The 25,396-nt window shown below is 69.6% G+C and carries 24 protein-coding genes and 3 pseudogenes; 14 read left to right on the forward strand and 13 right to left on the reverse strand.

From position 1 onward, the window contains the following. Nucleotides 1–38 precede the first annotated feature (38 nt). Nucleotides 39–527 carry a GNAT family N-acetyltransferase gene (locus ACQP09_RS13130; protein WP_433398702.1) on the forward strand — a complete coding sequence of 163 codons (489 nt, stop codon included), beginning with the start codon at nucleotides 39–41 and terminating at the stop codon, nucleotides 525–527. A 26-nt stretch (nucleotides 528–553) separates the two neighbouring features. On the opposite strand, the gene ACQP09_RS13135 is transcribed toward ACQP09_RS13130, so the two are convergent. After that, nucleotides 554–2,038, reverse strand: coding sequence for a sigma-70 family RNA polymerase sigma factor (locus tag ACQP09_RS13135; protein ID WP_433398705.1), 1,485 nt, complete (start codon nucleotides 2,036–2,038; stop codon nucleotides 554–556). Between the two features lie 166 nt (nucleotides 2,039–2,204). Here ACQP09_RS13135 and ACQP09_RS13140 point away from each other — a divergent pair, with 166 nt between their 5' ends. Next, nucleotides 2,205–3,347 carry a helix-turn-helix domain-containing protein gene (locus ACQP09_RS13140; protein WP_433398708.1) on the forward strand — a complete coding sequence of 381 codons (1,143 nt, stop codon included), beginning with the start codon at nucleotides 2,205–2,207 and terminating at the stop codon, nucleotides 3,345–3,347. A gap of 99 nt (nucleotides 3,348–3,446) precedes the next feature. On the opposite strand, the gene ACQP09_RS13145 is transcribed toward ACQP09_RS13140, so the two are convergent. Beyond that, entirely contained in the window at nucleotides 3,447–4,652 is a 1,206-nt protein-coding gene (locus tag ACQP09_RS13145; protein ID WP_433398711.1) for a S1 family peptidase, read from the reverse strand. Nucleotides 4,653–4,984: 332 nt separating this feature from the next. Between ACQP09_RS13145 and ACQP09_RS13150 the strand changes: the two genes are divergently transcribed. Continuing rightward, nucleotides 4,985–5,851 (forward strand): YwqG family protein, encoded by an 867-nt coding sequence (locus tag ACQP09_RS13150; RefSeq protein WP_433398714.1) that lies wholly within the window; start codon nucleotides 4,985–4,987, stop codon nucleotides 5,849–5,851. Nucleotides 5,852–6,398: 547 nt separating this feature from the next. On the opposite strand, the gene trxB is transcribed toward ACQP09_RS13150, so the two are convergent. Together trxB and ACQP09_RS13160 are read right to left on the reverse strand one after the other, a co-directional pair. After that, nucleotides 6,399–7,367 (reverse strand): thioredoxin-disulfide reductase, encoded by a 969-nt coding sequence (gene trxB, locus ACQP09_RS13155; protein WP_433398717.1) that lies wholly within the window; start codon nucleotides 7,365–7,367, stop codon nucleotides 6,399–6,401. Then, a complete protein-coding gene (locus tag ACQP09_RS13160; protein WP_433398720.1) occupies nucleotides 7,364–7,786 on the reverse strand; it encodes an arsenate reductase ArsC in 423 nt (140 codons plus the stop codon). Before ACQP09_RS13160 ends, trxB begins: the two co-directional genes overlap by 4 nt. 91 nt (nucleotides 7,787–7,877) lie before the next feature. Between ACQP09_RS13160 and ACQP09_RS13165 the strand changes: the two genes are divergently transcribed. From ACQP09_RS13165 to ACQP09_RS13180, 4 genes and pseudogenes are all read left to right on the forward strand, one after another. Continuing rightward, entirely contained in the window at nucleotides 7,878–8,186 is a 309-nt protein-coding gene (locus ACQP09_RS13165) for an ArsR/SmtB family transcription factor (RefSeq protein ID WP_433398723.1), read from the forward strand. Beyond that, nucleotides 8,183–9,271, forward strand: coding sequence for an ACR3 family arsenite efflux transporter (gene arsB / locus ACQP09_RS13170; RefSeq protein WP_433398726.1), 1,089 nt, complete (start codon nucleotides 8,183–8,185; stop codon nucleotides 9,269–9,271). The genes ACQP09_RS13165 and arsB overlap by 4 nt, the downstream gene beginning before the upstream one ends. Nucleotides 9,272–9,344: 73 nt before the next feature. After that, nucleotides 9,345–10,093, forward strand: a pseudogene (locus ACQP09_RS13175) (NAD(P)-binding domain-containing protein). 80 nt (nucleotides 10,094–10,173) lie between these two features. Further along, on the forward strand, nucleotides 10,174–11,451 hold the full coding sequence (locus ACQP09_RS13180; protein WP_433398729.1) for an APC family permease: 1,278 nt from the start codon (nucleotides 10,174–10,176) through the stop codon (nucleotides 11,449–11,451). Nucleotides 11,452–11,508: 57 nt separating this feature from the next. On the opposite strand, the gene ACQP09_RS13185 is transcribed toward ACQP09_RS13180, so the two are convergent. The 3 genes from ACQP09_RS13185 to ACQP09_RS13195 all read right to left on the reverse strand — a co-directional run bounded on the left by ACQP09_RS13185 (nucleotide 11,509) and on the right by ACQP09_RS13195 (nucleotide 12,771). Next, complete coding sequence (locus tag ACQP09_RS13185) at nucleotides 11,509–11,817, reverse strand: PadR family transcriptional regulator (protein WP_433398732.1); 309 nt, start codon at nucleotides 11,815–11,817, stop codon at nucleotides 11,509–11,511. A 164-nt stretch (nucleotides 11,818–11,981) separates the two neighbouring features. After that, nucleotides 11,982–12,362, reverse strand: coding sequence for a hypothetical protein (locus tag ACQP09_RS13190; RefSeq protein WP_433398735.1), 381 nt, complete (start codon nucleotides 12,360–12,362; stop codon nucleotides 11,982–11,984). A 43-nt stretch (nucleotides 12,363–12,405) separates the two neighbouring features. Next, entirely contained in the window at nucleotides 12,406–12,771 is a 366-nt protein-coding gene (locus ACQP09_RS13195) for an ArsR/SmtB family transcription factor (RefSeq protein ID WP_151511022.1), read from the reverse strand. Between the two features lie 145 nt (nucleotides 12,772–12,916). Between ACQP09_RS13195 and ACQP09_RS13200 the strand changes: the two genes are divergently transcribed. Together ACQP09_RS13200 and ACQP09_RS13205 are read left to right on the forward strand one after the other, a co-directional pair. Further along, nucleotides 12,917–14,269, forward strand: coding sequence for an FAD-dependent oxidoreductase (locus ACQP09_RS13200; RefSeq protein WP_433398738.1), 1,353 nt, complete (start codon nucleotides 12,917–12,919; stop codon nucleotides 14,267–14,269). A 301-nt stretch (nucleotides 14,270–14,570) separates the two neighbouring features. Further along, a pseudogene (locus ACQP09_RS13205) lies at nucleotides 14,571–15,052 on the forward strand (HAD-IC family P-type ATPase); the annotation flags it as partial. A gap of 51 nt (nucleotides 15,053–15,103) precedes the next feature. Here the strand turns inward: ACQP09_RS13205 and ACQP09_RS13210 are convergent. Beyond that, nucleotides 15,104–15,634 (reverse strand): GbsR/MarR family transcriptional regulator, encoded by a 531-nt coding sequence (locus ACQP09_RS13210; RefSeq protein WP_433398741.1) that lies wholly within the window; start codon nucleotides 15,632–15,634, stop codon nucleotides 15,104–15,106. Between the two features lie 123 nt (nucleotides 15,635–15,757). On the opposite strand from ACQP09_RS13210, the gene ACQP09_RS13215 reads away from it, so the two are divergent. Beyond that, a complete protein-coding gene (locus ACQP09_RS13215; protein ID WP_433398744.1) occupies nucleotides 15,758–16,747 on the forward strand; it encodes an ABC transporter ATP-binding protein in 990 nt (329 codons plus the stop codon). Continuing rightward, nucleotides 16,744–18,396 (forward strand): ABC transporter permease, encoded by a 1,653-nt coding sequence (locus ACQP09_RS13220; RefSeq protein WP_433398747.1) that lies wholly within the window; start codon nucleotides 16,744–16,746, stop codon nucleotides 18,394–18,396. Before ACQP09_RS13215 ends, ACQP09_RS13220 begins: the two co-directional genes overlap by 4 nt. A gap of 146 nt (nucleotides 18,397–18,542) precedes the next feature. Here the strand turns inward: ACQP09_RS13220 and ACQP09_RS13225 are convergent. Both ACQP09_RS13225 and ACQP09_RS13230 read right to left on the reverse strand, forming a co-directional pair. Then, nucleotides 18,543–18,954: pseudogene (locus ACQP09_RS13225) on the reverse strand (PucR family transcriptional regulator); the annotation flags it as partial. A 59-nt stretch (nucleotides 18,955–19,013) separates the two neighbouring features. Beyond that, nucleotides 19,014–19,238, reverse strand: coding sequence for an STAS domain-containing protein (locus ACQP09_RS13230; protein WP_433398749.1), 225 nt, complete (start codon nucleotides 19,236–19,238; stop codon nucleotides 19,014–19,016). A 1,343-nt stretch (nucleotides 19,239–20,581) separates the two neighbouring features. On the opposite strand from ACQP09_RS13230, the gene ACQP09_RS13235 reads away from it, so the two are divergent. Then, a complete protein-coding gene (locus tag ACQP09_RS13235; RefSeq protein ID WP_433398752.1) occupies nucleotides 20,582–20,995 on the forward strand; it encodes a hypothetical protein in 414 nt (137 codons plus the stop codon). Between the two features lie 181 nt (nucleotides 20,996–21,176). Here ACQP09_RS13235 and ACQP09_RS13240 read toward each other — a convergent pair whose 3' ends face one another. After that, a complete protein-coding gene (locus tag ACQP09_RS13240; protein ID WP_433398755.1) occupies nucleotides 21,177–21,755 on the reverse strand; it encodes a DUF4352 domain-containing protein in 579 nt (192 codons plus the stop codon). 581 nt (nucleotides 21,756–22,336) lie between these two features. Here ACQP09_RS13240 and ACQP09_RS13245 point away from each other — a divergent pair. After that, complete coding sequence (locus ACQP09_RS13245) at nucleotides 22,337–22,492, forward strand: hypothetical protein (RefSeq protein ID WP_433398758.1); 156 nt, start codon at nucleotides 22,337–22,339, stop codon at nucleotides 22,490–22,492. A 192-nt stretch (nucleotides 22,493–22,684) separates the two neighbouring features. On the opposite strand, the gene ACQP09_RS13250 is transcribed toward ACQP09_RS13245, so the two are convergent. Further along, the gene (locus ACQP09_RS13250) at nucleotides 22,685–23,554 is read right to left on the reverse strand and encodes an IS5 family transposase (RefSeq protein WP_433398761.1); all 870 of its coding nucleotides are present in this window, start codon (nucleotides 23,552–23,554) and stop codon (nucleotides 22,685–22,687) included. Between the two features lie 455 nt (nucleotides 23,555–24,009). Between ACQP09_RS13250 and ACQP09_RS13255 the strand changes: the two genes are divergently transcribed. Next, nucleotides 24,010–24,852 (forward strand): IS5 family transposase, encoded by an 843-nt coding sequence (locus ACQP09_RS13255; RefSeq protein ID WP_433398764.1) that lies wholly within the window; start codon nucleotides 24,010–24,012, stop codon nucleotides 24,850–24,852. Nucleotides 24,853–24,943: 91 nt separating this feature from the next. On the opposite strand, the gene ACQP09_RS13260 is transcribed toward ACQP09_RS13255, so the two are convergent. Further along, on the reverse strand, nucleotides 24,944–25,363 hold the full coding sequence (locus ACQP09_RS13260; RefSeq protein ID WP_433398767.1) for an Imm10 family immunity protein: 420 nt from the start codon (nucleotides 25,361–25,363) through the stop codon (nucleotides 24,944–24,946). Nucleotides 25,364–25,396: the final 33 nt, after the last annotated feature.

A 25,396-nucleotide genomic window follows, 5' to 3' on the forward strand; every position in this document is an offset into this window, starting at 1 on the left:
ACCTACCCCACCCCACTCATAGATATACGATAATCAGCATGAACATCCGCCCGTCCCGCTTCGACCACCCCGACGCCGTCAAACTCAACGACCAGGTCCAGCTCGAATACGCCGAGCGCTACGGCGACGAGGGCGATGTCACACACCTCGACCCCGCCATGTTCGTACCGCCGCACGGTCTGTATCTGCTCGCCTACGACGAGCTGGAGCGCCCGGTGGCGACCGGTGGCTGGCGGACGCAGGACCGTAACGACGAGGGGTACGGGGACGGCGACGCCGAGATCAAGCGGATGTTCGTGATCCCCGAGGGCCGCGGCCGGGGCCTGGCCCGCCGGATGCTCGCCGCGCTGGAGGAGGACGCCCGGGCCGCCGGCCGCGTCCGGATGGTCCTGGAGACCGGTGACCAGCAGCCGGAGGCGGTCGCGCTGTACACCTCGTGCGGCTACACGGTCTGCGAGCGGAAGTTCGGCCACTACCGGGAGTACGAGAGCAGCATCTGCATGGCCAAGCCGCTCCGGCTGCCGTAGCTCCCTACTCCGGCTGCCGTAGCTCCCTACCTCGGCGTGGCCAGCACCTGCGTCCAGTAGGGCCCGCGCGGCGAGTCGGCGATGCCGACGCCCACGTGCGTGAAGTCGCAGTTGAGGATGTCATCGTCGCGGCCGGAGCTGCGGCGCCACTCGTCGACGACGGCCGCCGGGTCGGCGTTCCCCGTGGCGATGGTCTCGCCCACGGCGGTCCACAGGTAACCGGACCCGGTCACCCGGTCGCCCATGTTCCGGCCCGTGGAGTCGGTGTGGCCGAAATAGCCGTACGCCGCCATGTCCTCGGAGTGGCGCTGGGCGACCTCGGTGAGCCGGGGATCGGTGGTCAGCTGCGGGCAGTCGTTGTGGGCGCGCAGGGTGTTCACCTCGGCGACCAGGCGCGTCTCGGGACGCGGCTGCGCGCGGGGCGCCGGGCGCGGTGACGGCGGGACCACCGTGGACGGCGAGGCGTCCGGGGCGGCGGTGCTCGGCGCGGGTGACGGGGTGGCGGTGGGCGTCGGGGACACCGACGGCGGGGCGGCCGTGGTGACCGGCGGCGGCGCGGGCACCGGAAGCTGCGTCGTACCGCCTTCGGCGCGCGGCGCGGGCGGAGCGGACGTGGAGGGCCACAGGAGTACGGCGATGGTGGTCACGGCGGCGGCCGCGGCGGTGAGCCCCGCCGCCTTCCCGGCCGAGAACGCCGCCGGGGCCACGGCCGGGGCGACCGCGGCGGCGGCGTGCTGGCCACCCTCGTACAACGGCACCACCAGAGCGAGCCCGGAGAGCAGACCCTCCGGCGGTACGAGCCCCGAGCTGGTCGCCGAGCAGGAGGCGCAGCCGCGTATGTGCCGGGCTATCCGCTTGCGCCACAGCGGCGTGGGCGCGCCGTCCCAGTCGGCCACCAGGTCGTCCAGGGCCGGGCAGCGGGGCTCGGCGGCCAGGGCCCGGACGACCGCGCGCCCGATGTCGAGCTGGTTCTTGACCCGCTGGACGCGTACGGCGGCATGCTGCGGCGGCAGTCCGAGGGCGTCCGCCAGCTCGGTACGGGTGAGTTCACCGGTGGTTTCCAGCCACCAGAGCGAGAGCACATCGCGCTCCGCCTCGTCCAGCCACCGGGTCGCCTCGGCGGTCTCGCGGCGCTGGCCGGAGAGTTCCAGGCGCAGGATGGTCAGGTCGACGAAGTCGGCGGCCGGGTCGGCGGGCTCGTCGGTCTCCTCCAGCGCGGCGGGACGGTGGCCGAGCACGGCCCAGCGGGTGCGGACCTGGTTCATGGCGATCGCCACCAGCCAGGACCGGAACCGGGTCGGGTCGCGCAGCGAGGAGAGGCCGGAGAGCGCCCGGAGCATGGTCTCCTGCACGACGTCGTCCACGTCCGGGTGGCCGTTGAGGGCGCGGCCCACGACGTTGTAGACCAGCGGCAGATAGAGGGTGGCGAGCCGCTCCCCGGCCGCCTGGTCCCCGTCCCTGGCCGCGACGACCAGAGCGGTGGGGTCCACGCCGTTCACGCTGTTCACCACGTGCTCACTTCCTCGGGCCGTGCGGAGGACGCCGGTCAGCGCGTCCCGGGAGTGTGGGACAGCTCACTCCCGGGGGTTTTGTTATCCGGTCCCTCTCCGGTGGTCAACCAGTATGCGGGGGACGTGCGGATGCCCTGCGGCGGGAGTGCCGGGATGGGGGAGGGACATGTCGAGCAGGATGGAAGCCGGCGTCGGTCTGCCGGACGCGGAGGGCGCGCGGAGCGCCTCGGGTGCCACGAACGCGCGTGATCTGCGGAAGGCGCTGAAGGCCGGGGCATCCGGAACGCCGCCCCACGGCGGGCCTGCCCGCGAGGGGTCGGCTCACGACGGGTCCACCCACGGCCGGTCGTCGGCGTCGGCAGTGTCGGCGTCGGCGGTGTCGTCGTCGCCTGCGAGTGAGGCCCCTCCCCTGGCCTCCGACGCCTTCCCGGCGGCGCTGCGGGAGGCGCTGGGCCGCCGGGGCCTCTCGCTGGAGCGGGTCAGCGAACGGCTGCGGGCACGCGGGATCGGCGTCAGCCAGGCCACGTTGAGCAGCTGGCAGCGCGGCCGCAGCCAGCCGGAGCGGGCCCGGTCGCTGCGGGCGGTGGAGGTGCTGGAGGAGATCCTGGAGCTGCCGGGCGGGGCGCTGCGCTCGCTGCTCGGCCCGCGCCGGCCGCGCGGCCGGGTCGCGCCGGCCCGGGGCGAGAGCGCGGCGCTCCAGGTGCTCGGCAAGGACTCGGTGGTGGAGAAGGCGCTCGGCGAGCGGTTCCGCCACTTCAACCAGGAGACCGGCTCGCTGCTGATCCACGACGTGGTGACGCTGGGCGAGCGCGGAACGCTGAGCAGCCTCTCCACGACGAACGTGCTGCGGGCCAGCCGCGCCGGGGCCGACCGCGCGCTGTTCGTGCTCAGCTTCGACGACGAGCAGGCGGAGCCGCTCGACATCCGGGTCACCAGCGGACGGCTCGGCGAGGCGACGTACCTCAAGGGACTGAAATCCCTGGTGCTGGAAATCCACTTCGGCCGCGAACTCGCCAAACTGGATACGACGGTGGTGAGTTACGCCGTCGACGTGAGCCCGTCCCGGGAACCGGCCACGCACTACGAACGCTGGTCGCGGGCGAATCTGCACGAATATCTTCAGCAGGTCTTCTTTCATCCGGACGCGCTTCCCTCCGGCTGCCGGCGGTACTTCCGGGACCAGGTGGGCTCCCCGCCCCGCGCGCAGCGACGCATTTCGATGAACGATTCCCACAGCACCCATGTGCTCGCCTCCCGCTGCAAACCCGGTGTGCACGGGGTCGCCTGGGATTTCGGCACGCCGGAATGACGGACATGAGGGAAAGGGCGGAAATGATGGAAACGGGAGACCGCCCAGGGTCAGTGGACGGTCTCCCGCGTATGCGGCACCTTCACCCCCGGTCCGGGGCTACTTGGTGTTGAGCGTCAGCCCGTAGTACTTGAGGGCGTCGTCGAGCGGCTGGAAGTACGACGAACCGGGCGAGTTCACCTGGCCGTTGCACCGCTGTCCGATCGGCCCGCCGGAGGTCATCCCCTGGGCCTGGTTGCCGGAGACGTACGCGCCGCCGCTGTCGCCGCCCTGGGTGCAGACGGAGGAGCTGGCGAGACCGGTCACGACGGTGTCGGGCCCGCCGTTCTCGTCGGTGTAGGTGACGCTGACGTTGTACGAGCCGACCTTGCCGCAGGTCCAGCCGGTGGTCTGGCCGGACTTGCAGAGCGCCGAACCCTGCGGGGCCCGCTGGCTGCCCCGGACGGCGACGGTGCCCGCCTTGCCGTACGTGGTGATGTCCAGGCCGATGGAGTGGCCGGCGTCCACGGAGGCGATGCCCATGTCCACGCTGCGGGTGCCGAGCGCGAACCGGGTGTGGGTGCCCTTGGCGAACCGGGTCCCGTTGTAGGCCAGGGCCGGCAGGTCTTCGATGCAGTGCCCGGCGGTCACGAGCACCTGCTTGCCGTTACGGTCCTTGGCACCGTAGCCGACCGAGCAGAGGTAGCCGTTGAACGTCATCCGGCTACCCGGCGGCACGACCGCCTGGGTCTCCAGCTTCTCCTGGCCCTGGACGACCCGTACGGCGTCGCCATTACTCTTCGCGGCCTTGAGGAACGTACGGGTGGCGGCGTCGGTCTCCCCGTTGACCTCGACGGTCACGGTGTCGGAGGCGAGGTCCACGGACCACGCCGAGACACCGGCCGGGGCGCTCCTGAGGGCCTTGGCGTCGAGCTGCGCCTTTATTCGGTTCAGCTCGCTCTCGCCACGCTCCGGGACCCGTGCTGCGAGTCCCGCCGCCTTGACCTCCTTCGCCGCCTCGGCATCGGCGGCGTTGACGACGAGCGTCCCGTCCTTGGCGAAGAAGGCCCCGAGGGTGGAGACCTTCTCGGCCCGCAACTTCGCGAACCGGCCCTGCTGCCGTGCTTCCCGGTCCAGCCGCTCGACGGCCTCCTGCTCGCTCACGCCCAGGGTGGTGGCGAGAGCCTGGACCATCTCCGGCTGATACTTCAGCGGCGCGGATTCCGCCGCACCGGCGTAAGCCCCTGTGGCGACTCCGGCCGACAGGAGGGCGCCGATGGAGGCCGCCACGATGTATCTGCGCGCGTTCTTCTTTCCGTGCTTCACGCGATTCCTTCCGCTACACGGGCGAAGCGTCCAGACAATGGGGGGGTGGCCACACCACGCTTGGGGACGCGCGATGTGTTCCATGGACACTGCCCGGCGGCGATGACATGTCCCTGTCGCCGCGCCTCGAACTCTCGCGTAAAGGGAACTGCCGGGACAAGGACCGGAGATGGGGCTCTTATCTACAGAACTGGCCGAGAACTGTAGAGAAACACGGCGGAAACACGGGCGGGCGGCTCCACCGGCCGGCGGGACCCATGCGCTGAGTAGCCGCGCCTGCTGCCACAGGGCTGCCAGGGCCTCTGTCAGTGGTGCGGTGGATGATCGGGCATATGACCCACGGTTCCCGAGACGCTTTCCGCTCCCTCGCTCTGCGCCATCTCCCGCCCGACGACGCCGAGAAGTGGCTCGGTCTGCTGCGCCCTGGTGCGCGTCTCGCCGTGGCGACCGGCGCCGACGTCCCGGCGGGCCGGCTCGGCGGCCTGCCCGCTCTGCCGACCGCCTCTCAGTGGCCGGTGTGGGAGGGGCACGGTCCGCTCTCCCTCATCGCCTCGGTCGACTGCGCCCGGCTGCCGACGGCCGCGCTGGACGTCCGTCTGCCCGAGTCGGGAACGCTGCTGTTCTTCTACTTCGACGGGCAGCTGGACGACGGCGAGGCTCTCGTCCTGGCAGAGGACCCGGAGAGCTGGGCGGGGGCCCGCGTGCTCTACGTGGCGCCCACCCAGGAGGCGGCGGAGCGAGAGACGCCTGCGGGACTCAAGCCCTATCCGATGGTGCCGCTGACCGCTCGGGTGGAGGCGACGGCAACCGAGCCCTGGCATCCGTCCGTACGGGCCGCCTTCGCCCCTCACGCCCCGCTGGGGAACCGGTACGGCCACCCCGTCTGCTCACAGGAGTTCCTCGACGCGCTGTGGGAGCTCGACGACGAGGCGGGGCACCAGATCGGCGGCCACGCCCACTCGGTGCAGAACCCGGTCGAGATCGAGATAGCGGAGGCGGTCTTGGACGGCGAGGCGTCCTGGGAGGGCCCTCGGCTGGCCGAGGAGGCGGGCGACTGGGTCCTGCTGGCCCAGTTCGGCAGCGAGGACGCCGCGGACATGATGTGGGGCGATGCCGGAGTCCTGTACTGGCTGATCCGCCCGGAGGACCTGGCCGAGCGGCGCTTCGAACGCGCGATGTTCACCTGGCAGTGCAGCTGATGACCGCCGAACCTCCCGCCTGGGGGCCCAGTACACGCTGAGCCTGCCGAGCGAGGACACCGCCCTCGCCGCCGCGGCCGAGTTGTCCGGGAAACAGTGCTGGAGGAGCGACGGTGGCGTTCTCAGGCGAGTTGGTCTTCGGCCGCAGTGAGCGCCCCTGGCTTGAAGCCCCGGTCTTCGGCGGTGCGCAGGAGGACGACGAGGGCGGCATGACCGCTTGGTGGCCGAGGCATGGTGGGGTGGCAGACGCTGCAGCTCCACCATGAGACCTCGCCGGCCAGGCCGGAAGAGGTCCTGCGCGCTGTGGTCGAGTGGACCGGAGCTCCAGCGGGTGTGGCGTCCGTGCACGACAGCAGCGTCGCGTTGGTCTGGGTCTGGGACACGGCGGCGACCGGTGGGAGGCGTGGCTGAGCCTGGGCAGAGAAGAGCGCCGAGCGCGCCGTACTCGGCGTCTCCCTGGTTCTGGTCGACCAAGACGGGCTTCACCGGTCCGGGACATCCTCGATCTCGAGGCGCCCTGAGCTTCGGGGTCAAGCACGCCTCTGCGTCAGCTCGCGACCGGAGCGGGGGCCTTGTCGGCAAGGTCGGCGAGGTAGCGCTCGGCGTCGAGTCCTGCCGCGGCGCCGGTTCCGGCGGCGGTGATGGCCTGACGGTAGGTGCGGTCGACGACATGGCCGGCAGCGAAGACACCAGGGAGCTTCGTACGGGTGGAGGGGGCCTCCACCACGATGTAGCCCTCGGCGTCCAGGTCGAGCTGGCCGGTGAAGAGTTCGGTACGGGGGTCGTGGCCGATGGCGATGAACAGGCCCGTGGCCGCCAGCTCACGGAGCTCGCCTGTCAGCGTGTCACGCAGGGCCACTCCGCCGAGCATGCCGTTCTCGTCCTTTATCTCGGCGATCTCGCTGTCGAACGCGAAGGAGGTCTTGTCGTCGGCGAAGACACGGTTCCGCATGGCCTGGGAGGCGCGCAGGGTGGAGCGGCGGTGGACGACCGTGACGGAGCGGGCGAAACGGGTGAGGAAGGTGGCCTCTTCCATGGCGGTGTCGCCGCCGCCGACCACGACGATGTCGCGGTCGCGGTCGCGGAAGAAGAAGCCGTCGCAGGTTGCGCACCAGGAGACGCCACGGCCGGACAGCTTCTCCTCGTTCGGGAGGCCGAGCTTGCGGTAACCGGATCCGGTCGCGATGATCACGGCCTTGGCTCGGCGGACCCTGCCCTCGGAGTCGGTGAGCTTCTTGATCTCGCCGGTGAGGTCGACGGAGACGATGTCGTCGTCGATCATCTCGGCGCCGAACTTCTCGGCTTGGGCTCGCATGTTCCCCATGAGAACCGGGCCGTCGACGCCGTCCGGGAAGCCGGGGAAGTTCTCGACCTCGGTCGTCGTGGTCAGCGAGCCGCCCACGAAGATCGAGCTGCCGAACAACAGAGGCTTCAACTGGGCGCGGGCGGCGTAGAGAGCGGCGGTATATCCGGCGGGCCCGGATCCGATGATGACGACCTCGCGGATCTCACTCATGCGGTCCGCTCCGGGTCCGCCGGGCCGATCTCCTCGATCAGGCCCTCGACGAGCTTCCTGATCTCGTCGCGGATCGGGCGTACGGCCTCGACGCCCTGGCCCGCCGGGTCGTCCAGTACCCAGTCGAGGTAGCGCTTGCCGGGGAAGACGGGGCAGGTGTCGCCGCAGCCCATGGTGATGCAGACGTCGGATGCCTTGACCGCGTCGATGGTGAGGATCTTGGGGGTCTGGGCGGTGATGTCGATGCCGACCTCGCGCATGGCCTCGACGGCCGCGGGGTTGACCTGGTCGGCGGGGGCGGAGCCGGCGGAGCGGACCTCGACACGGTCCCCGGCCAGGTGCGACAGCCACGCGGCGGCCATCTGGGAACGGCCGGCGTTGTGGACGCAGATGAACAGAACGGAGGGCTTTTCGGACACGACTGATCTCCCTTGCCTCACGGCGAATTCAGGCGCGAATGACATCAGCACCTGATGGCGTCAGCCGCCACTGATGTGAGAGTATCAGTCCATGATGACGTCAGTCGACACTGAACTGATCCGGGTGCTGGGTGACCCCCTGCGTCTGCAGATCGTGACCCTGCTCGCCCGCGAGACCCTGTGCACCACCCACCTCGTCGAGGAGACCGGCGCCCGGCAGACCAATCTCTCCAACCATCTGAGAGTGCTGCGCGAGGCCGGAGTCGTGGAGACCGAGCCCTGCGGCCGCTTCACCTACTACAAGCTCCGCCCGGACGTCATCGCCCAGCTCGCCGGCCAGTTCGCCGGCCTGGCCGAATCCGCCCGTACAGCAGCCGAGAACAAGAGGGCCTGTCCATGAGCCCCACCCAAGCTCCCGCGACCACCGAGGAGCCCTCGGTCGTCGCGAAGCTGTCAACACTCGACCGCTTCCTCGCCGTCTGGATCCTCCTGGCCATGGGCCTGGGACTGGGTCTGGGCCGGTTGACCCCCGGGCTGAACGACGTGCTGGCCAAGGTGGAGATCGGCGGCGTCTCGCTCCCGATCGCCGCGGGCCTGCTGATCATGATGTACCCGGTTCTCGCCAAGGTCCGCTACGACAAGCTCGACGCCGTCACCGGCGACCGCAAGCTGATGGCCTCCTCACTGGTCGTCAACTGGGTCCTCGGTCCGGCGCTCATGTTCGCGCTGGCCTGGATCTTCCTGCCGGACCTGCCCGAGTACCGCACCGGCCTGATCATCGTCGGCCTCGCCCGCTGCATCGCCATGGTCATCATCTGGAACGACCTCGCCTGCGGCGACCGCGAAGCCGCAGCCGTCCTCGTCGCCCTGAACTCCGTCTTCCAGGTCATCGCCTTCGGCATCCTGGGCTGGTTCTACCTCGACCTGCTGCCCGGGTGGCTCGGCCTCGGCGAAGGTGAGCAGCTCGACATCTCCCTGTGGAAGATCGCGCTGAACGTCGTCATCTTCCTCGGCGTGCCTCTGCTCGCCGGATTCCTCACCCGCCGCCTGGGCGAGAAGAAGATGGGCCGCGAGTCCTACGAGACCACGTTCCTTCCGAAGATCGGCCCCTGGGCCCTCTACGGCCTGCTCTTCACGATCGTCATCCTCTTCGCCCTCCAGGGGAAGGCCATCACCTCGCAGCCGCTGGACGTCGTACGGATCGCGGTGCCGTTGCTCGTCTACTTCGCGGTGATGTGGTTCGGCACGTTCCTGCTCGGCAAGGCGCTCGGCCTGAACTACGACCGCACCGCCACGCTCGCCTTCACCGCCGCCGGCAACAACTTCGAGCTCGCCATCGCGGTCGCCATCGCCACCTTCGGCGTCACGTCCGGCCAGGCCCTCTCCGGTGTCGTCGGTCCGCTGATCGAGGTTCCGGTGCTGGTGGCGCTGGTGCACGTCTCGCTCGCCTGGCGCAAGAAGTTCACGCCGTCGCAGATCAAGTAGCCGGTTACAGCAGGATTCGGTTGCCCGGCCTCACCTGGCGGGGCGCTGCGGGAGGGAAGGGGATGGCACCGTGGTGATCAGACATGTCGACGTGGCCGTCATCGGCGGCCAGGCCGGACTCGCCGCCGGATACCAGCCGCAACGCCGCGATCTGGACTTCGTCGTCCTGGACGCCCAGGCGTCACCCGGCGACGCCTGGCAGCACGCGCGGGACTCGCTCCACCTGTTCTCCCCTGCCGCCTACTCCGCTCTGCCGGGCCGCGTCATGCCGGGGCAGCCGGGAGAGACGTACCCGGAGGCGCGGCACGTGGTCGGCTACCTGACCGACTACGAACGGCGCTACGAACTCCCTGTCGCCCGCCCCGTCCGGGTGGAGGCGGTCCACCGCGACGCCGACCGTCTGCGTATCGAGGCCGACGCCGGAACCTGGCGGGCGCGTGCGGTCATCAGCGCCACCGGAACGTGGTGGCGCCCCTTCCTCCCCGCGGTTCCCGGGCGTTCCGAATTCGAGGGCGTACAGCTCCACACCGTCGGGCACCGCCGCCCGGCCTCGAGTGGGCGGACGGCACCCGCGCCAGGCCGACACGATCATCTGGTGCACCGGTTTCCGCCCCGCGCTGTCCCATCTCGCGTCGCTCGGTCTGCGGGGGGGGGCCGCGCGGGCACATCCCCACCGCGGGTACCCGGGCGCTCGGGGAGCCGCGCCTCCACCTTCTCGGCTACGGCGACTGGACCGGCCCGGCCTCAGCCACGCTCATCGGCGTCGGCCGCCCTGCACGCGACGCCGCGGCAGCCATCGTGGAACTGCTCAGGCTCCCTTGATCAAGCATCCCGCTGGCCATATATCGTCTTCCGATATCGTATTCCGTAATGGGTGTGCCCGAGCCAACGAGGAGTGGGCCATGAGCAGGCGACCGATCTCTGACGGCGTGCCGGAGGAGTTGCGGAGGCGGCTCGGCGTGCCCGACGCTGTGGTGATCGGTCTGGGATCGATGATCGGCGCGGGAATCTTCGTCGCTCTGGCGCCGGCCGCGCAGGCCGCTGGTTCCGGGCTGCTGATCGGCCTTGCGGCCGCCGGGGTGGTGGCGTACTGCAACGCCACCTCCTCCGCCCGGCTTGCCGCCCGCTACCCGGCCTCGGGTGGCACGTATGTCTACGGCCGCGAACGGCTCGGTGATTTCTGGGGGTACCTGGCGGGCTGGGCGTTCGTGGTCGGCAAGACCGCCTCCTGTGCGGCCATGGCGATCGCCGTGGGCTCGTACGTGTGGCCGGGGCAGGCGCACGCGGTGGCGGTCGCCGGCGTGGTGGCGCTGACCGCGGTCAACTACGCCGGACTGCAGAAGTCCGCCTGGCTGACCCGGGCCATCGTCGCGGTGGTCCTGGCGGTGCTCGCCGCTGTGGTGGTCGCTTGCTTCACCTCCGGCGAGGCGGATGCCACTCGCCTGGACATCGGTTCGGACGCCGACCTCGGCGGTGTACTCCAAGCGGCGGGGCTGCTGTTCTTCGCGTTCGCCGGGTACGCACGCATCGCCACTCTCGGCGAGGAGGTCCGCGACCCCGTACGCACCATCCCCCGCGCCATCCCGATCGCGCTGGGCATCACCCTGGCCGTCTACGCCCTCGTCGCCGTCTGCGTCCTCATGGTGCTGGGCCCGCAGCGGCTTGCCGACGCCACCGCTCCGCTGTCGGACGCCGCCCGGGCCGCGGGCGCCGACTGGCTGGCCCCGGTCGTCCGTACCGGTGCCGCCGTAGCGGCGCTCGGCTCACTGCTCGCGCTGATCCTCGGCGTTTCCCGTACGACCCTGGCGATGGCTCGCGACCGGCACCTGCCGCACGTCCTGGCGGCCGTACATCCCCGCCACAAGGTCCCGCACCGGGCCGAGTTGGTGGTCGGCGCCGTGGTGGCGCTCCTCGCCGCGACGACGGACGTGCGCGGGGCGATCGGGTTCTCCTCCTTCGGCGTGCTCGCCTACTACGCCGTCGCCAACGCCTCCGCGTGGACGCTGACCCCGGCCGAGGGGCGCCCGCACCGCCTCGTCCCGGTGATCGGGCTGACCGGCTGTCTGGTCCTGGCCTTCGCCCTGCCGGTCTCCTCCGTGCTCACCGGGACCGGAGTACTTGCCCTGGGCGCCGCCGCCTACGGGATCCGGCTCTTCGTCGCAGGCCGCCGGAAGCCTTAGGCGCTCCGTACGTCGCCTTGTGCTGCGTTCAGCTCCGTACGTCGCCTTGTGCTGCGTTCAGTTCACGGTGTCGTCACCGAGAACTTCGCGAGCCAGCTCCCTGAGCGCCCTGCGGTCCTCCGCGAGCGCTGCCCTCCCGGCTCCGGTCACCCGGTAGACCCGCCTCGTGCGGCCGTCGACCACCTGCTGCTCGGAGGCCAGCAGTCCGTCGGCCTCCAGCCGGTGCAGCGTCGGGTACAGCGTGCCAGGACTGATCCGGTAGCCGTGACGGGCCAGTTCCTCGGTCATCCACGCACCGTGGATCTCTCCCTCGGCCGCGTGGTGCAGGATGTGCAGCCGCATCGCGCCCCGCTGGAACTCCCGCACTCCGTCCACCTCCAGGTCCGAGGGGCAGTAACACACCCGATATCGGCCTTCGAGTCTACGTCGCCCGGCGGTGACCCCCGCCCGGCACAAGGCACCTCCCTCTCGGGTCGTCCGGCCTCCCTCAACCTGTGTGCCGTGGCGTACCGCTGAGATCGCCGTCGGCGTCACCTGCGCACACGGCGAAGTACGAAGTCGGCGTCGCGGCCCACGCCGCGCAGCGTCTCGGAGGAGAACCTGCGCTGGAACTCGATGCCCATGAAGCCGAGTCCGGGCGCGCTCGTGGCGATGCCGCCGCGATGCGGTGGCAGGTCGGCCCCATGCAGAACGCCGCCGTCGAGGAGGTAGGGGAATTCCGGACCGTATCCGGTGGCGAGCACGACCGCGTCGACAGTCTCCTGCCGGCCATCGGTCCACAGGCCGCCCTCCGGAGTGAGACGGCTGAACATCTCACGGTGGTCGACGCCGCGCCGTTCAAGGGCCGCGCGGTGGCTGCCGTGGCAGAGAACCGGGACCAGAGCCTTGAGCAGCACCCTGCGGATCGGCACGCCCGGCCGCGGAGACTGACCGGCGCCCCGCGGTCCTGCCCGATCAGTCGGGGCTGCCGAGGAGAGCGGCCATTCCGGCGATCACCGCCGGCTCCACCCAGTAGTACACCCACGTACCGCGCCGCTCGGAGGCCAGCAGACCGGCCTCGCGCAGCTTCTTGAGGTGGTGGGAGACGGTCGGCTGGGAGACGCCGACGTCGGCGATGTCGCACACGCACGCCTCCCCGTCCGGGTGCGAGGCGACCTTGGAGAACAGGCGCAGACGCACCGGGTCGGCCAGGGCCTTGAACATCGCGGCCATCTTCTCCGCGTCCGCCTGCGAGAGCTCGGCCGAGGTGAGCGGTGGACAGCACGGCTCCACCCGCCCGACGGGCGTCACCGGCAGCTCCACCATCCACGAATTCGACATATGCCTATGTTGACACCCGTCGATACAAGAGGCAAGCTTCCAGGCCTGGAGTGATATCGACGAACATCGAATCAAAAGCGATCACCGCCGGTCCGGCCGATCGCATGCCGCCCTCCGCCACCCCGTTCCGAGGAGACCACCCGCCATGAGCGAACAGCAGCTTCCCGTCGTCGTCATCGGCGCCGGCCCGGTAGGCCTCGCAGCCGCCGCCCACCTCACCGCCCGTGGTATCGACACCACAGTCCTGGAGACCGGGACCGCAGCCGGCGCCGCGGTGCGCTCCTGGGGTCACGTACGCCTGTTCTCCACCTGGTCCGAACTGGTCGATCCCGCAGCTGCGAAGCTCCTGGCGCCCACCGGTTGGGCCGCCCCCGACGGCGCGACCTACCCCTCCGGGGCGGACTGGGCCGAGAGCTACCTCCAGCCGCTCGCCGACGCACTGGTCGGCAAGGTTCGCTACGGCACCACCGTGACCGGCGTGTCCCGACTCGGCCGGGACCGCGTCGTGGACGCCGACCGGGAGCGGCAGCCCTTCACCGTCCACGTGCGCCACACCGACGGCTCCGAGGAACGCCTCACCGCCCGCGCGGTCATCGACGCGTCCGGCACCTGGTGCACCCCCGGCCCCATCGGCGGCGACGGACTCCCCGCAGTCGGTGAGAGGGCGTCGGCCGACCGGATCTCCTACCGGATCCCCGACCTCTCGGACCCGGCCGTCCGCGCCCGATATGCCGGCAGGCGTACCGCCGTCGTCGGCTCAGGGGCCTCCGCCTTCACAGCCCTGGCGTCGCTGGCCGGCCTCGCCCGACAGGAGGAGGGCACTCACGCGGTGTGGGTGCTCCGCCGGGGGATCTCGGGCTCGACCTTCGGCGGCGGCACCGCCGACCAGTTGCCTGCCCGCGGGGCCCTCGGTCTTGCCGCGAAAGCCGCCGTCGACGAGGGATATGCCGACGCGGTCACCGGCTTCCGCACCGGGTCGATCGAGAGGGCGGGCGACCAGGTGGTCCTGGTCGCCGAGGACGGCCGCCGCCTCGACCCCGTGGACGAGGTCATCGTACTCACGGGCCTGCGCCCGGACCTGTCTTTCGTCTCCGAACTCCGCCTCGGCCTCGACGAGCGGCTTCAGGCACCCGTCGGGCTCGCCCCACTCATCGACCCGAACCAGCACTCCTGCGGCACCGTCTACCCGCACGGAGTCACGGAGCTCTCCCACCCGGAGAACGACGTCTACCTCGTCGGCATGAAGTCCTACGGTCGAGCGCCCACCTTCCTGGCCATGACCGGCTACGAACAGGTCCGCTCCGTCGCAGCGGCCATCGCCGGCGACCGGGAAGCTGCCGAGCGGGTCGAACTCGCGCTGCCCGAAACAGGCGTCTGCGGCGGAGCCGGCCTGTTCGACGAACCGGAGGCGAACCAGACCGACAGCGACGGCTGCTGCGCCGCCCCCACGACGGTGACCATCGATATCGGAGCGCCCGCCTCCTCCGGGGGCTGCTGACCACCGTGTCCGACACCCAGGCCCCGGTGGCCGCGACCGGAACGGGGGTTTGGTCGCGGCCACGTGCCGGGCTCTCGTAGCGCCTCAGCTTCCCGGTGAGTCCCCCGCACCGTCGGAGATCACGGTGGCGTCAGCGAGAGGAGCGCACGAGACGATCAGTGCGACCGGAGGACTCGGCGGCGAGAAACTCTTCGAGGACCTTGCACGCGGATGCCGGGGCGACCTCACCGCCGCCGCGGCGCGCGCCTGCGACCCGGCGGCAGGTCCGGTGGACGTGCTGCCGGCCCGCCGACTCCGAGATACCGGTGACAATCCGCGGGCCGCCGCCCCGTGGCCGAAGAGGTCGGTACCAGCGACGTCCGAGCCTCGCTGCTGCCCAGGGACAAGGTCACCGCCGTCCGGGAAGAGGCGAGTACCGGCCGCAGAGTGCTGGTCATCGGCGGCGGTGTCAACGATGCCCCGGCACTCGCCGCCGCCCACACCGGCATCGCCATGGGACGAGCGGGTTCCGACCTCGCCGTGGAAACAGCCGACGCCGTCATCGTCCGGGACGCACTCGCCACGCTACCCGCGGCGGTGAACCTGTCGAGGGCCGCCCGACGCCTGGTGGCGCAGAACCTGGTGATCGCATGCGCGTTCATCTGCGTTCTGGTCATCTGGGACCTGGCCTGGCATCTGCCCCTGCCGCTCGGCGTCCTCGGCCACGAAGGCTCCACCGTCATCGTCGGCCTGCGCCTGCTGCGCGAAGAGGCGCGGAACCGCACCACCCTGGGCCGGCGTTGAGCGCTGAACCGGGCACGCGCAGCGGTTCCCCTCCAGGGCGAGGTCTCGCGCTCAGCGGCCGTGGTGCTGCGCCCGGTGCTTCTCCCAGCGTTCCATCAGCGACCCCAACTCCTTCTCGAGGAACTGGAAGAACTCCAGCGTGTCGTTGATCCTGCGCCCCTCAGGGGTTTCGAGCCCGAAGTGGCTCACGCCCTCCTGCAACGTCGCCTGCCAGCTTCTCAGCATGGTGTCGCGTTCCGTCAGAGCGCTGTACCACTGATCACCCTGTACGCGGTAGCGCTCACGCCGCGAACCCGGCTCCCTCTCACGGCTGACCATATTGACCTGAGCGAGATAGCGAACGGCTCCCGATACGGCTGCCGGGCTGATCTTGAGCCGGTCGCCCAGTTCGGCGGAGGTCAGATCCCCCCGCTCGGAGGAGAGCAACGCCGCGAAGACCCTGGCCGGCATGCGGGCCATGCCGGATTCGACGAGCTGGGCGGCGAAGCGCTCGATGAACCGTGAGGCGGCGGCCTCGGCACCGGCGACGGCCTCCCCTCGGCCGCAGTCCGCACGGCCGTCTCCCCGCCGCCGCTCATTCATGCCCGACTCCAGTTCTTGTGATTCGGCGCCCCGAAATATCCCGAAGCCCCGCGGCAGTCTACCGAGTGATTCATACACTTTCTTAACTTCACACACTTCTGAAGTAAGCGTATGTTCGGCATCATGAAAAAGGCCATCACTGTCGCTGGACTCCACAAGTCGTTCGGCCGGACGCACGCCCTCGACGGCCTGGACCTCTGCGTCGACGTCGGCGAGGTCCACGGCTTCCTCGGCCCCAACGGCGCAGGCAAGTCCACCACCATCCGTGTCCTGCTCGGGCTGCTGCGCGGTGACTCCGGCTCCGCGCAGCTCCTGGGCAAGGACCCGTGGAAGGACGCCGTCGAACTGCACCGGCGACTCGCCTACGTACCCGGCGACGTCGAGCTGTGGCCGGGTCTCACCGGTGGGGAAGCCATCGACCTGCTCTCCGGACTGCGCGGCGGCCTCGACCGGCAGCGGCGCGACGAGCTCGTCGAGCGGTTCGACCTGGACCCGACCAAGAAGGGTCGCGCCTACTCCAAGGGCAACCGGCAGAAGGTCGCCATCGTCGCCGCGCTCGCCTCCGACGCCGAACTGCTGCTCCTGGACGAGCCCACGGCAGGCCTCGACCCGCTCATGGAGGTTGTCTTCCAGGACGTCATCCTTCAGGCAAAGACCGCGGGCAGGACCGTGCTGCTCTCCAGCCACATCCTGGCCCAGGTCGAGAAGCTCTGCGACCGCGTGAGCATCATCCGGCAGGGCCGCAACGTGCAGTCGGGCACGCTGAGCGAGATGCGCCACCTGACACGCACCACAGTTGAGGCCGAGACCGAGCACCCGGCCGCCGGACTCGACACCCTGCCCGGCGTCCACGGGGTCCGGGTGAAGGGACATAGGGTGACCTTCGCCGTCGACGGAGCACACCTCGACGCCGCCATCCGCCGGCTCGGCGACTTCGGTATCCGCAGTCTGATCAGCCATCCGCCGACGCTGGAGGAGCTGATGCTGCGTCACTACGGTGAGGAGCTCGCCGCCAACGGCAGTCGGGGGCACACCGAAAGGACCGCCGGTTCAGGGGACACGGTCCCCGATGCGATCACCCCGGTCCGCGGCGGCGACGGGGCGGCCCGATGACCACCACCGCGGCAGCCCCCGGGGCCCGCAGCGCAACCGGGCCCGGTCCAGGCGCTTTCGCGGGCACCGCAACCCTCATCCGGTTCGCCCTGCGCCGAGACCGTGTTCGCCTCACGGCGTGGCTGCTCGCGCTCGCCCTGGGCACGCTCGCCACAGCGAGCGAATACACGACCTTGTACGCCACCGCCGAGAAGCGGGCCGGGGTCGCCGCCACCATGGACAGTCCCGCCGCGCTCGCCATGACCGGTCCGCGCCACTATCTCTCCGACTATGACGTCGGCGCGATGCTCGGCCATCAGCTGCTCGGCTTCATGGCCGTACTGGTCGGCCTGATGAGCGTCCTGATCGTCACCCGGCACACACGGAACGAGGAGGAGACGGGCCGGGCCGAGCTGGTGCGCTCCACCGTCGTCGGGCACCATGCCCAACTGGCCTCCGCGCTGGCGGTCGCCGCCGTCGCCAACATCGCCCTCGCCGTCCTCGTGGCCCTGGCCCTCGTCTCGACGCGCATCGACGGCATCGGCGTCGGCGAAGCACTGCTGTACGGGCTCACACACACTGCGATCGGCCTGGTCTTCGCCGGCGTCGCCGCCGTCACCGCACAGGTGACCGCCCACGCGCGCGGCGCCTCCGGCATGGCACTCGCACTGATCGGTCTCGCCTTCGTGCTGCGCGTCGCCGGCGACGTCGGCAACGACGCCCTGTCCTGGCTCAGCCCGATCGGCTGGGTCCAACGTACCTACGTCTTCGTCGACAACCGCTGGTGGCCCCTGCTGCTCTGCCTGGCGACGGCCGCAGTCACCGCCGCCACCGGCCTCGCGCTGAGCACCCGACGCGACGTCGGCGCCGGCCTGCGCCCTGCCCGGCTCGGCCGCCGCACCGCGTCCGAAGCACTCACCCGGCCCTTCGGCTTCGCGCTGCGGCTGCACCGGGCGACCCTGCTGGGCTTCGGCGCCGGACTGTTCCTGATGGGCGCCATGTACGGATCCATCCTCGGCGACGCCGCCGACATGGTGAAGGACATCGAACAGGTCCAGGAAGCGCTGGCGGAGATCGGCGGCAGCTCCGTCGCGGAGTCGTTCGCGTCGATGGTGATGGTCGTCATCGCGGTCGTTGCCGCTGTGTACGTGGTGATGGCCTCCCTACGACCGCGAGCCGAGGAGAGCGCCGGCCGCGCCGAACCGCTGTTGGCCACCGGTCTGTCACGTCGGCGCTGGCTGGGCAGCCATGTCGCCGTCGCACTGGCCGGCGGCACGGCGCTGCTGCTCGCGGCCGGGTTGGGCTTCGGTCTTGCGGGCGCCGCATCCACCGGGGACACCGCCCTCATGGGGGAGTTGCTCGGGGCCGCTGCCGCGTACGCGCCCGCACTGTGGGTAACCGTGGCGGTAACAGTCCTGCTCTTCGGCTGGTGCCCCCGCGCCGCGTCGGCAGCCTGGGTCGTGCCCGTGTACGCGTTCCTCGTCGGGTACCTCGGCGCGATCCTCCGCTTCCCCGACTGGACGAACAACCTCTCGCCCTTCGGCCACGTCCCCCGCCTTCCGGCCGACCAGATGAGCTGGACTCCCGTGCTCGTCCTCACCGCCGTCGCGATCGGACTGGTCCTGTTGGGGCTGGCGGGCTTCCGCCGCCGGGATCTGGAGACGAAGTGACGCAGGTATCCGGACCTGCCCCAAGAAGCGGGCCGTGCTGACCCGATGGCACCCAGCCCGTGTCGGGCCCGCCATCCGGTATCACGAGCGCCGGTCCACTCCCAGGGCGTGGACCGGCGCTCGTGGGTGAGGCGGGCGGGTAGTGCTTACCGGTGCCGGGGGTTGACCGGGTCGGATCCGGCGAGCTGGTGGATGCGTTCCAGCGGGTCAGTGAGTGCGCGGACGCTCAGGGAGAGGCTCCACATGGCGTGCGTGGTGACGCATCCCGCGTCGAAGTAGGCGGTGGGGGTGTCCAGATGGGGCTGCCGGCCGGTGCAGGTGCTGAGCAGCGGGCCGAGTGTGGTTCGGACGAGGTCGGCCATGGCTTGTCGGTCCCGGGTCAGCACCGGATAAACGAGAAGGTCTGCGGCGTGCAGCACCGGGTCGTCGAGCTCCGGCCGGACCACCAGATCCAGGGCCCGGAGGGCCTCCTCGTAGGAGTGGACCACGCCGCCTGCACCCGGGTGGCAGTCCGATGGCGGCCCGGCCACCGTCGGTCGCGGCGTGGTCCTGTTTGGCAGGGGTTCCGCCTGCACTGCCTCGGGTACGCCGATGCCTCAGGGACTCGACTCTCCGGCTCAGGTGGTGCGGTCGTCGGCGTAGGTGACGAGCTCGTCGACCCCGGCCCGGCGGAGGATCTCGCGAGTCGCGGGGGAGGCTCCGCTGATCAGGGTCAGGACGCCGCGGTGCCGAGCGGCGCGGATAGCCGTTCCCACCACTCGTACACCGGCGCTGGTCAGGACAGTGGTGTCGCTCAGGTCGATGCAGAGTGGCTCGGTCTGCGTACCGAGCACGGCGGCCACTCGGTCGGCCGTGTCCGGCGTGACCCCCCACTCACGCGGTACCGGGCCGTAGACGGCGGAACGGGACGCTCAGGACCGCAGCGGCGAGGGGGCCGAAGGCTCATCAAGGCCATGCGGAGACCTACCGCTGCAGCAAGCAGACACGGAAGGCGGAGGATGTCGTCCTGGAGAACCGTTCCAGCCCCCAGAGCCAGAACTGTGGGAATCGACCAGAGCACGGCAACCTGCCGGCGATCTGGGAACAGCTTCACCGGCAACCGACGCACCGGTGCCTCCTCCCGGACGACAGGTCCGGGCATCTCGTGCAGTTGTGCAGTTGTTCGTACACGGCGGGCGGCCCTCCGAGGTCGCGACGGACGGAGGAACAGCTGCCCCCGTCGCCGACCGGACTTCCCGGCACACCAGCGCCCGTGACGACGCGTTGCACACATCCTAGTGGCGGGCTCCTACCGGGAACATGGTGCGCCGACCGCCCTGGGGTCGGCACGAGAGCAACAGCGGTCAACAGCACCGATCAGACCGGAGAAGCGCAGGCCCGGTCCGGGGCCCGCAGAGGCCGAATCAATGCCTTCCAGCAGGCGGCCAAGCGGTTAATTCTGTCTCAACCAGTCTGATACACAACGGACCTGATGAGCCATCCGGAGACCTGCAGTAAGTGCAACCGACCTTGCCTGCAAGCCTCACGCGACCGTGACCCCACCCACCCGCCCTCATTGCCCGCGACATTGGAAGATCACATGACGATCCGCTTGTCAGACCGCTGTTGGTCGGCATGGTGCTGGCCGCACGGGAGTTGCGCAGGACCAATGTGGACGACGCCTGGGAGTGCGTACAGTTCCGCCTGCGAGAGCCCTGACTCAAGCACTTCGGACTGACGGAAGTGGACCACGCGCACATCGAGGTGACGCGTGCGTCGGCGAACCGTTTGCACGACGTACGAAGCTCCGTACCGGAGGCGGGCTCCTACGTCCTCCCGCTGAAGCAGCCCTCCGACACCCCGGCAGGGAACGCCACCGGTGCGCCTCCGCCGACACCAGCCCCCGCGTCGTACCAAGCCTGAGAATCACGAAATCCCGCCCAGTTGAAGTAACTGAACGGGATTTGGTGAACCGATCCCGAGCTAACTCGTGAACGGCCCGTTGTGGGGCGTTCACGAGTGCGTCTGACCTGCAACGATGCAGCGCCCTCTGAACACCCTTCCCGCGACGCCAGCACACCCTTCCCACCTAGCCATGCTCACGACAGGCTTTTCACCCCTCCGCCTCGCTGAGCTGGCTGCTTGATTAGCCGCTTGTGAAGCTTGCTGCATGCACCATCTCCCCGGCCCTCGCTTCAGACGCGTTGTGAAACTCATCGTGATCGACTCCGCCCATCGGATCGCTCTGCTCCCCCGCCGTGCCGGATACCGAACGTGGGCGCTGCCCCAGCGCTGTACACGGCCCGAGGAGACGTACAACAGCGCCGTAGCCCACCTCTGCCAAGAGCTGCTGGCCCCCTACCCGATCCGGCTCGGCGACGTCAGCGGTCGCCGCTGGGCTCCGGTGCCAGGGCATCTCGTGCCGCGTGCGGAAACGCGCTTCTACATCGTCAGGGTTGATGCGGAGCCGATCGACGAGGGCCCGGGGCGGAGCACTCTATGGGCACCGCGCGCAGTGCTGGGGCTCTGGCTGGGGCTCCCGGACATTGAGAGCGTGAGCACTCTCGTCGACGGATATCTCGACGGCTGGCTGCCGGACGGACCGATCACTCTGAACTGAGCCGAAGACGGACTCGCCCGCTGGGCGACGGTGGAGGCCGCCGCCCGCCAAGGCTTCTGCCGAGTCGCCGTGGCCACGCTTCCGGTCGGCGCACATGCCGTTGTCGATCTGACGGCCGGCTGCGCTTTCTCCGCCGAACGAGTGCGTCTGGTGCGCGCTGCCGCCGGGGTGCCCTTCCCGCCTACGGGGCGGGTACGGTCCACTCCAGGGGCTCATCCAGGGCGTCAGGGGCGTAGACGATGTACTGAGGCCTTGCGTCGCTCCGCACGGGGAACGGAATCTTCCCGCGCACACAGCGGTCAGGCTTCACCGAGACATCGTTCGTGGGGAACTCGGGCTTGGGCAGGTCGCCTCCATTGAGGCCGGAAACTTCCACACGGGTTCCGTCACCGTAGGCCAAGGACCAAGGGAACTGGCTGACGGTGAACGTCTCACCCTCGACGTTGCAAACCTTGACCTCCGCAGTGGCCCAGACGTCACCACCGAGGTCTTCGGTAGGAGCCTGGGGGCCCTTCACCGGCTGGCTGTAGGCGATGACGGTGGCACTGAAGGAGATGTCGTTGGGCTCGTCGTCGATGTCCGCAGTCTCACCGATGGCGAAGGTGGTCCGGCTATCGGCTTCGGGGGTCGGGGTGGGCGTCGGTTCAGGCTTCGCGTCGCTCTTGGTGACGTTGACCTTCTCGGTGTCGCCGCCGCAGCCGGTGAGGGCGAGCAGAAAGGCGGCGCTGACGACGGCGGCAAAGGCGATGCGGTTGCGCATGGTCCCCCCAGGGATGGCGATGTGAAGAGTCCAGCATGAGGGAATGATGGTCACTGCGTGAAGGAATCACGAAGTCGCGGTGGTCTCCCTCGCATGAGCTACGTCGGCAGGGCCGCCGGCCCGGCCCAATGGGCCACCGCCGTCCCGGGCGGCGTGGCCCTGCCCTTTCTGGGTGCACAGCCAAATTCTCGGACGCGGTTCGGAAGAGTTCCTTGAGATCCTTCGGACCAGGACGTGAGCCGCTGATCACGGGGTTCAACGTCGGCGGTGCCAGCGTTCGCGCGGCGCTCGTGGCCGTAGACAGTCGGCTGGTGGGTTCGACGACCAACGAGCCGCGCTAGTCCGACGCGCTCGGCCAAGTCCGGAACCTGCGCGAACGGCTGGTCGCCGAAGCGGCGGCCGGACCGTCGTGCGCATCGGACTGTGCGTCGCCGGAACGGTCGAGGCCGGTACCGGACGGATCGCGTCGAGGCTGGACCGACGCTGGTGGGCCGCGCCCGGACAAGGTGCCCACTGCGTCTCGGGTCGGCTGCAAACCTCCGCCGTCCGAGAGAGACGATCGCGGAGCGCACGAATACCCGGTGCCCGCCTGGGATGCCCTCGCCGACGTCATGCGCGGGTTCCGAACCGCTTGGGGATGGGGCAACTTCTGGGGGCACATGATGGTCGCTGAAGGAAGCGTCGACGCGGCGCTGTCCTACGACACCTCGCCCTGGGACGTCGCGGCCCGGCCCTGATCGTTGCCGAGGCGGGCGGCGCCTGGACCGACATGTCAGGTGGCCGGGACCTCCAGAACTGACGCCCGAGCCGATGCCCTAGACAGCTGACGCCCACCGGAGGCCGACTTGGCCGCGAAGTTCCATACCTTGTGGGGCGACGCCGAGCCCGCTCTCGCGGAGGGCACTTAGAGGTCGTTTTCGTCCGATGTTTCATCCTGCAATGGCGTGTTCTGTGTTCTTTTTCGGGTCGCGCCAGGAGGTCGTGTTCTCGCCGGTGAGGCGGCGGGCCATGAGGTCCGTCATGGCAATGTGGACCACCGCTTCGGACCGGGTCGGCAGGGTTTCGTAGTCGCGGGCCAGGCGGCGGTGGAGCATGAGCCAGCCGTAGGTCCGCTCGACCGCCCACCGCTTCGGTATCGGGGTGAACCCCTTGGTCCCGGGCTTGCGGGTGGTGATCTCCATGTCGATGCCGAGGGTGGCGGCGTGCTCGACGAGGTGTCGGCGATAGCCGCCGTCGACCCAGACCTTGCGGATGCCGGGGTGCTCGGCGGCGACCCGGTCGAGCAGCGTGGTGCCGGCGACGGAGTCCTGCACGCTCGCCGCGGTGACCAGCACCGCGAGCAGGAGTCCGAGCGTGTCGGTGACGATGCTCCGCTTCCGGCCGACGATCTTCTTCCCGGCATCGACGCCCTGACCGGAGACGTGGACGCTGGTGGAGGTCTTGACGCTCTGAGCGTCGATCACGCAGGCCGACGGCTCGCCGTTCCGTCCCTCCTTCTCCCGTAAGAGCTGCCGGAGCAGGCCGTTGAGCTGGGCGAACACGCCCTCATCGGCCCATTTGGCGAAGTAGCCGTAGACGGTGTTCCAGTGTGGGAAGTCGTGCGGGAGGTAGCGCCACTGGACCCCGGTCCGGTCCACGTACAAGATCGCGTCCATGATGTCGCGCAGGTCGTGCTCGGGCGGCCGGCCGAAATCCAGTGCCCGGCCACGACGCTCGAAGCGCCAGGCGGTGAGAACCGGCTCGATCAACTCCCAGCGTGCATCGGACAGATCGCTCGGATACGGACGTCGCTTCGTCATGCTTTCGGCGTACCGCCGCAGACCGAGTGCGCCCAGGCGCACAGCAGCGATGGCGGAAGCACACGGGCGCGAAGACCGGACGTCCTGGGATGACACAGGAACAGGCGCCAGCCTGTCCCTCCCACCACCCCATCCAACTCACAAGCCCCAAAGCCCAGCAGCTACCTCATGATCACCACAGCCTTGCACCCCGAGAATAGGCGTATATCCGGGTGGGATGGATGAAAACGACCTCTTAAAGAGCGTTTTGTCCTGATAGGGGAGCTTAGTTGCAGTTCAGGTGGCAGGCCGCTTCGGGCCGGCTGAGGCGGCAGCCGCTTGTTGTGGCAGATGGGGCGGGTGACAGCCTTCGAGGGCCCGTTTCGGTCCCTTCGCTCCTGTCTGATCCCAACACGCCCCCGGTCGCGCCTGTTTGCGCCCTGTGGTCGGACGGTAGCCATCGGTACTACGGAAACATGCCTCGCCGACAACGGCCGTACCCCAGTGACCTGTCCGATGCCCGTTGGGAACTGCTTGAGCCAACCCTGACAGCCTGGCGAGCAGAACGCAGAGGGAAGGGCCTGGACATCGGGCGGCCGCCCGAACACGACCTGCGCCGGATCATGGACGCCATCCTCTACGTCGACCGGACCGGGATCCCCTGGCGCTACCTCCCACACGACTTCGCCCCGTGGGAAACCGTCTACGGATACTTCGCCGCCTGGCAGAAGGACGGCGTCTTCGACCAGCTCAACGGACTCCTGCGACGGCTTGTCCGGAAGGCCGAGGGCCGAGACGCCGAGCCCAGCGCCTGCATCCTCGACGCCCAGAGCATCAAGACCTCTGCCAACGTGCCCTCGGCCGGCCAGGGCATCGACGCAGGCAAGAAGATCGCGGGCCGCAAACGCCACATCGGCGTCGACACCGCCGGGCTCCTCCTGGCCGTGCTGGTCACCGCCGCCAGCGTCTCCGACAACGCCGGCGGAATCCACCTGCTCTCGAACATCGCCGAAGGTCACCCCCGCGTCACGAAGGCGTGGGCCGACAGTGGCTACCGCACCAAGGCCATCGACCACGGCGCCCGCCTGGGCATCGACGTCGAAGTCACCCGCCGCGACCCCGCCCAGAAGGGCTTCAAGGTGATCCCGCGGCGCTGGGTCGTCGAGCGGACCTTCGGCTGGCTCATGCACCACCGCCGCCTCGCCCGCGACTACGAAACCCACCCCCACCGCTCCGAAGCCATGATCCAACTGGCGATGATCGACCTCATGAGCCGCAGACTCACCCGAGAATCGACCCCCAACTGGAAGAACTCATAGGCGTCAAGCCACGCCCACCCCCAGCCCGTCCGCACTATGAGCCTCGCCGAAAGATACCGGCGAGATCCTGACGACGTCCGTGTCGGCAGATTCAGACAGCAATCAAGGTCGGTAGTGCGTCAGGGCGACCGTAGGTGAGGATGCGCGTGAGTGCCTCTCGCATACGAGTAACGTCTTCATCCGGCGCCCGCAGGAGTGCCTCGACCACTGGATCGTCCAAGCACAGATCGTGCAGGTACGCGGGGTTGAAGGTGACGCGCAGGAGGTTGCCTTCCAGCTCCACGGTGCGCACGCATCCGTACGCGGTGTTCTGGTCGGGAGTGACGACGCAGTAAGAATCGCAGCCGTTGCGGATGTCCTGTTCGTCGGGTTCCCCGAAGCCACACTGGAACTCGAGCGCGAAACTTTCCTCGTCCTTCGACTCAGCAACTCCGGCAGTGGGAACGTAACTGTCCGGCGGACGCTTGTCCTGCCACCCATAGGCGATGTTCGCAATGAATCTGTAGACCACACACGTGTTCTACCAGACCCGTCGCGGCCGATG

This window comes from Streptomyces sp. CA-146814 (assembly GCF_050942385.1).
Taxonomy (GTDB): Bacteria; Actinomycetota; Actinomycetes; order Streptomycetales; family Streptomycetaceae; genus Streptomyces.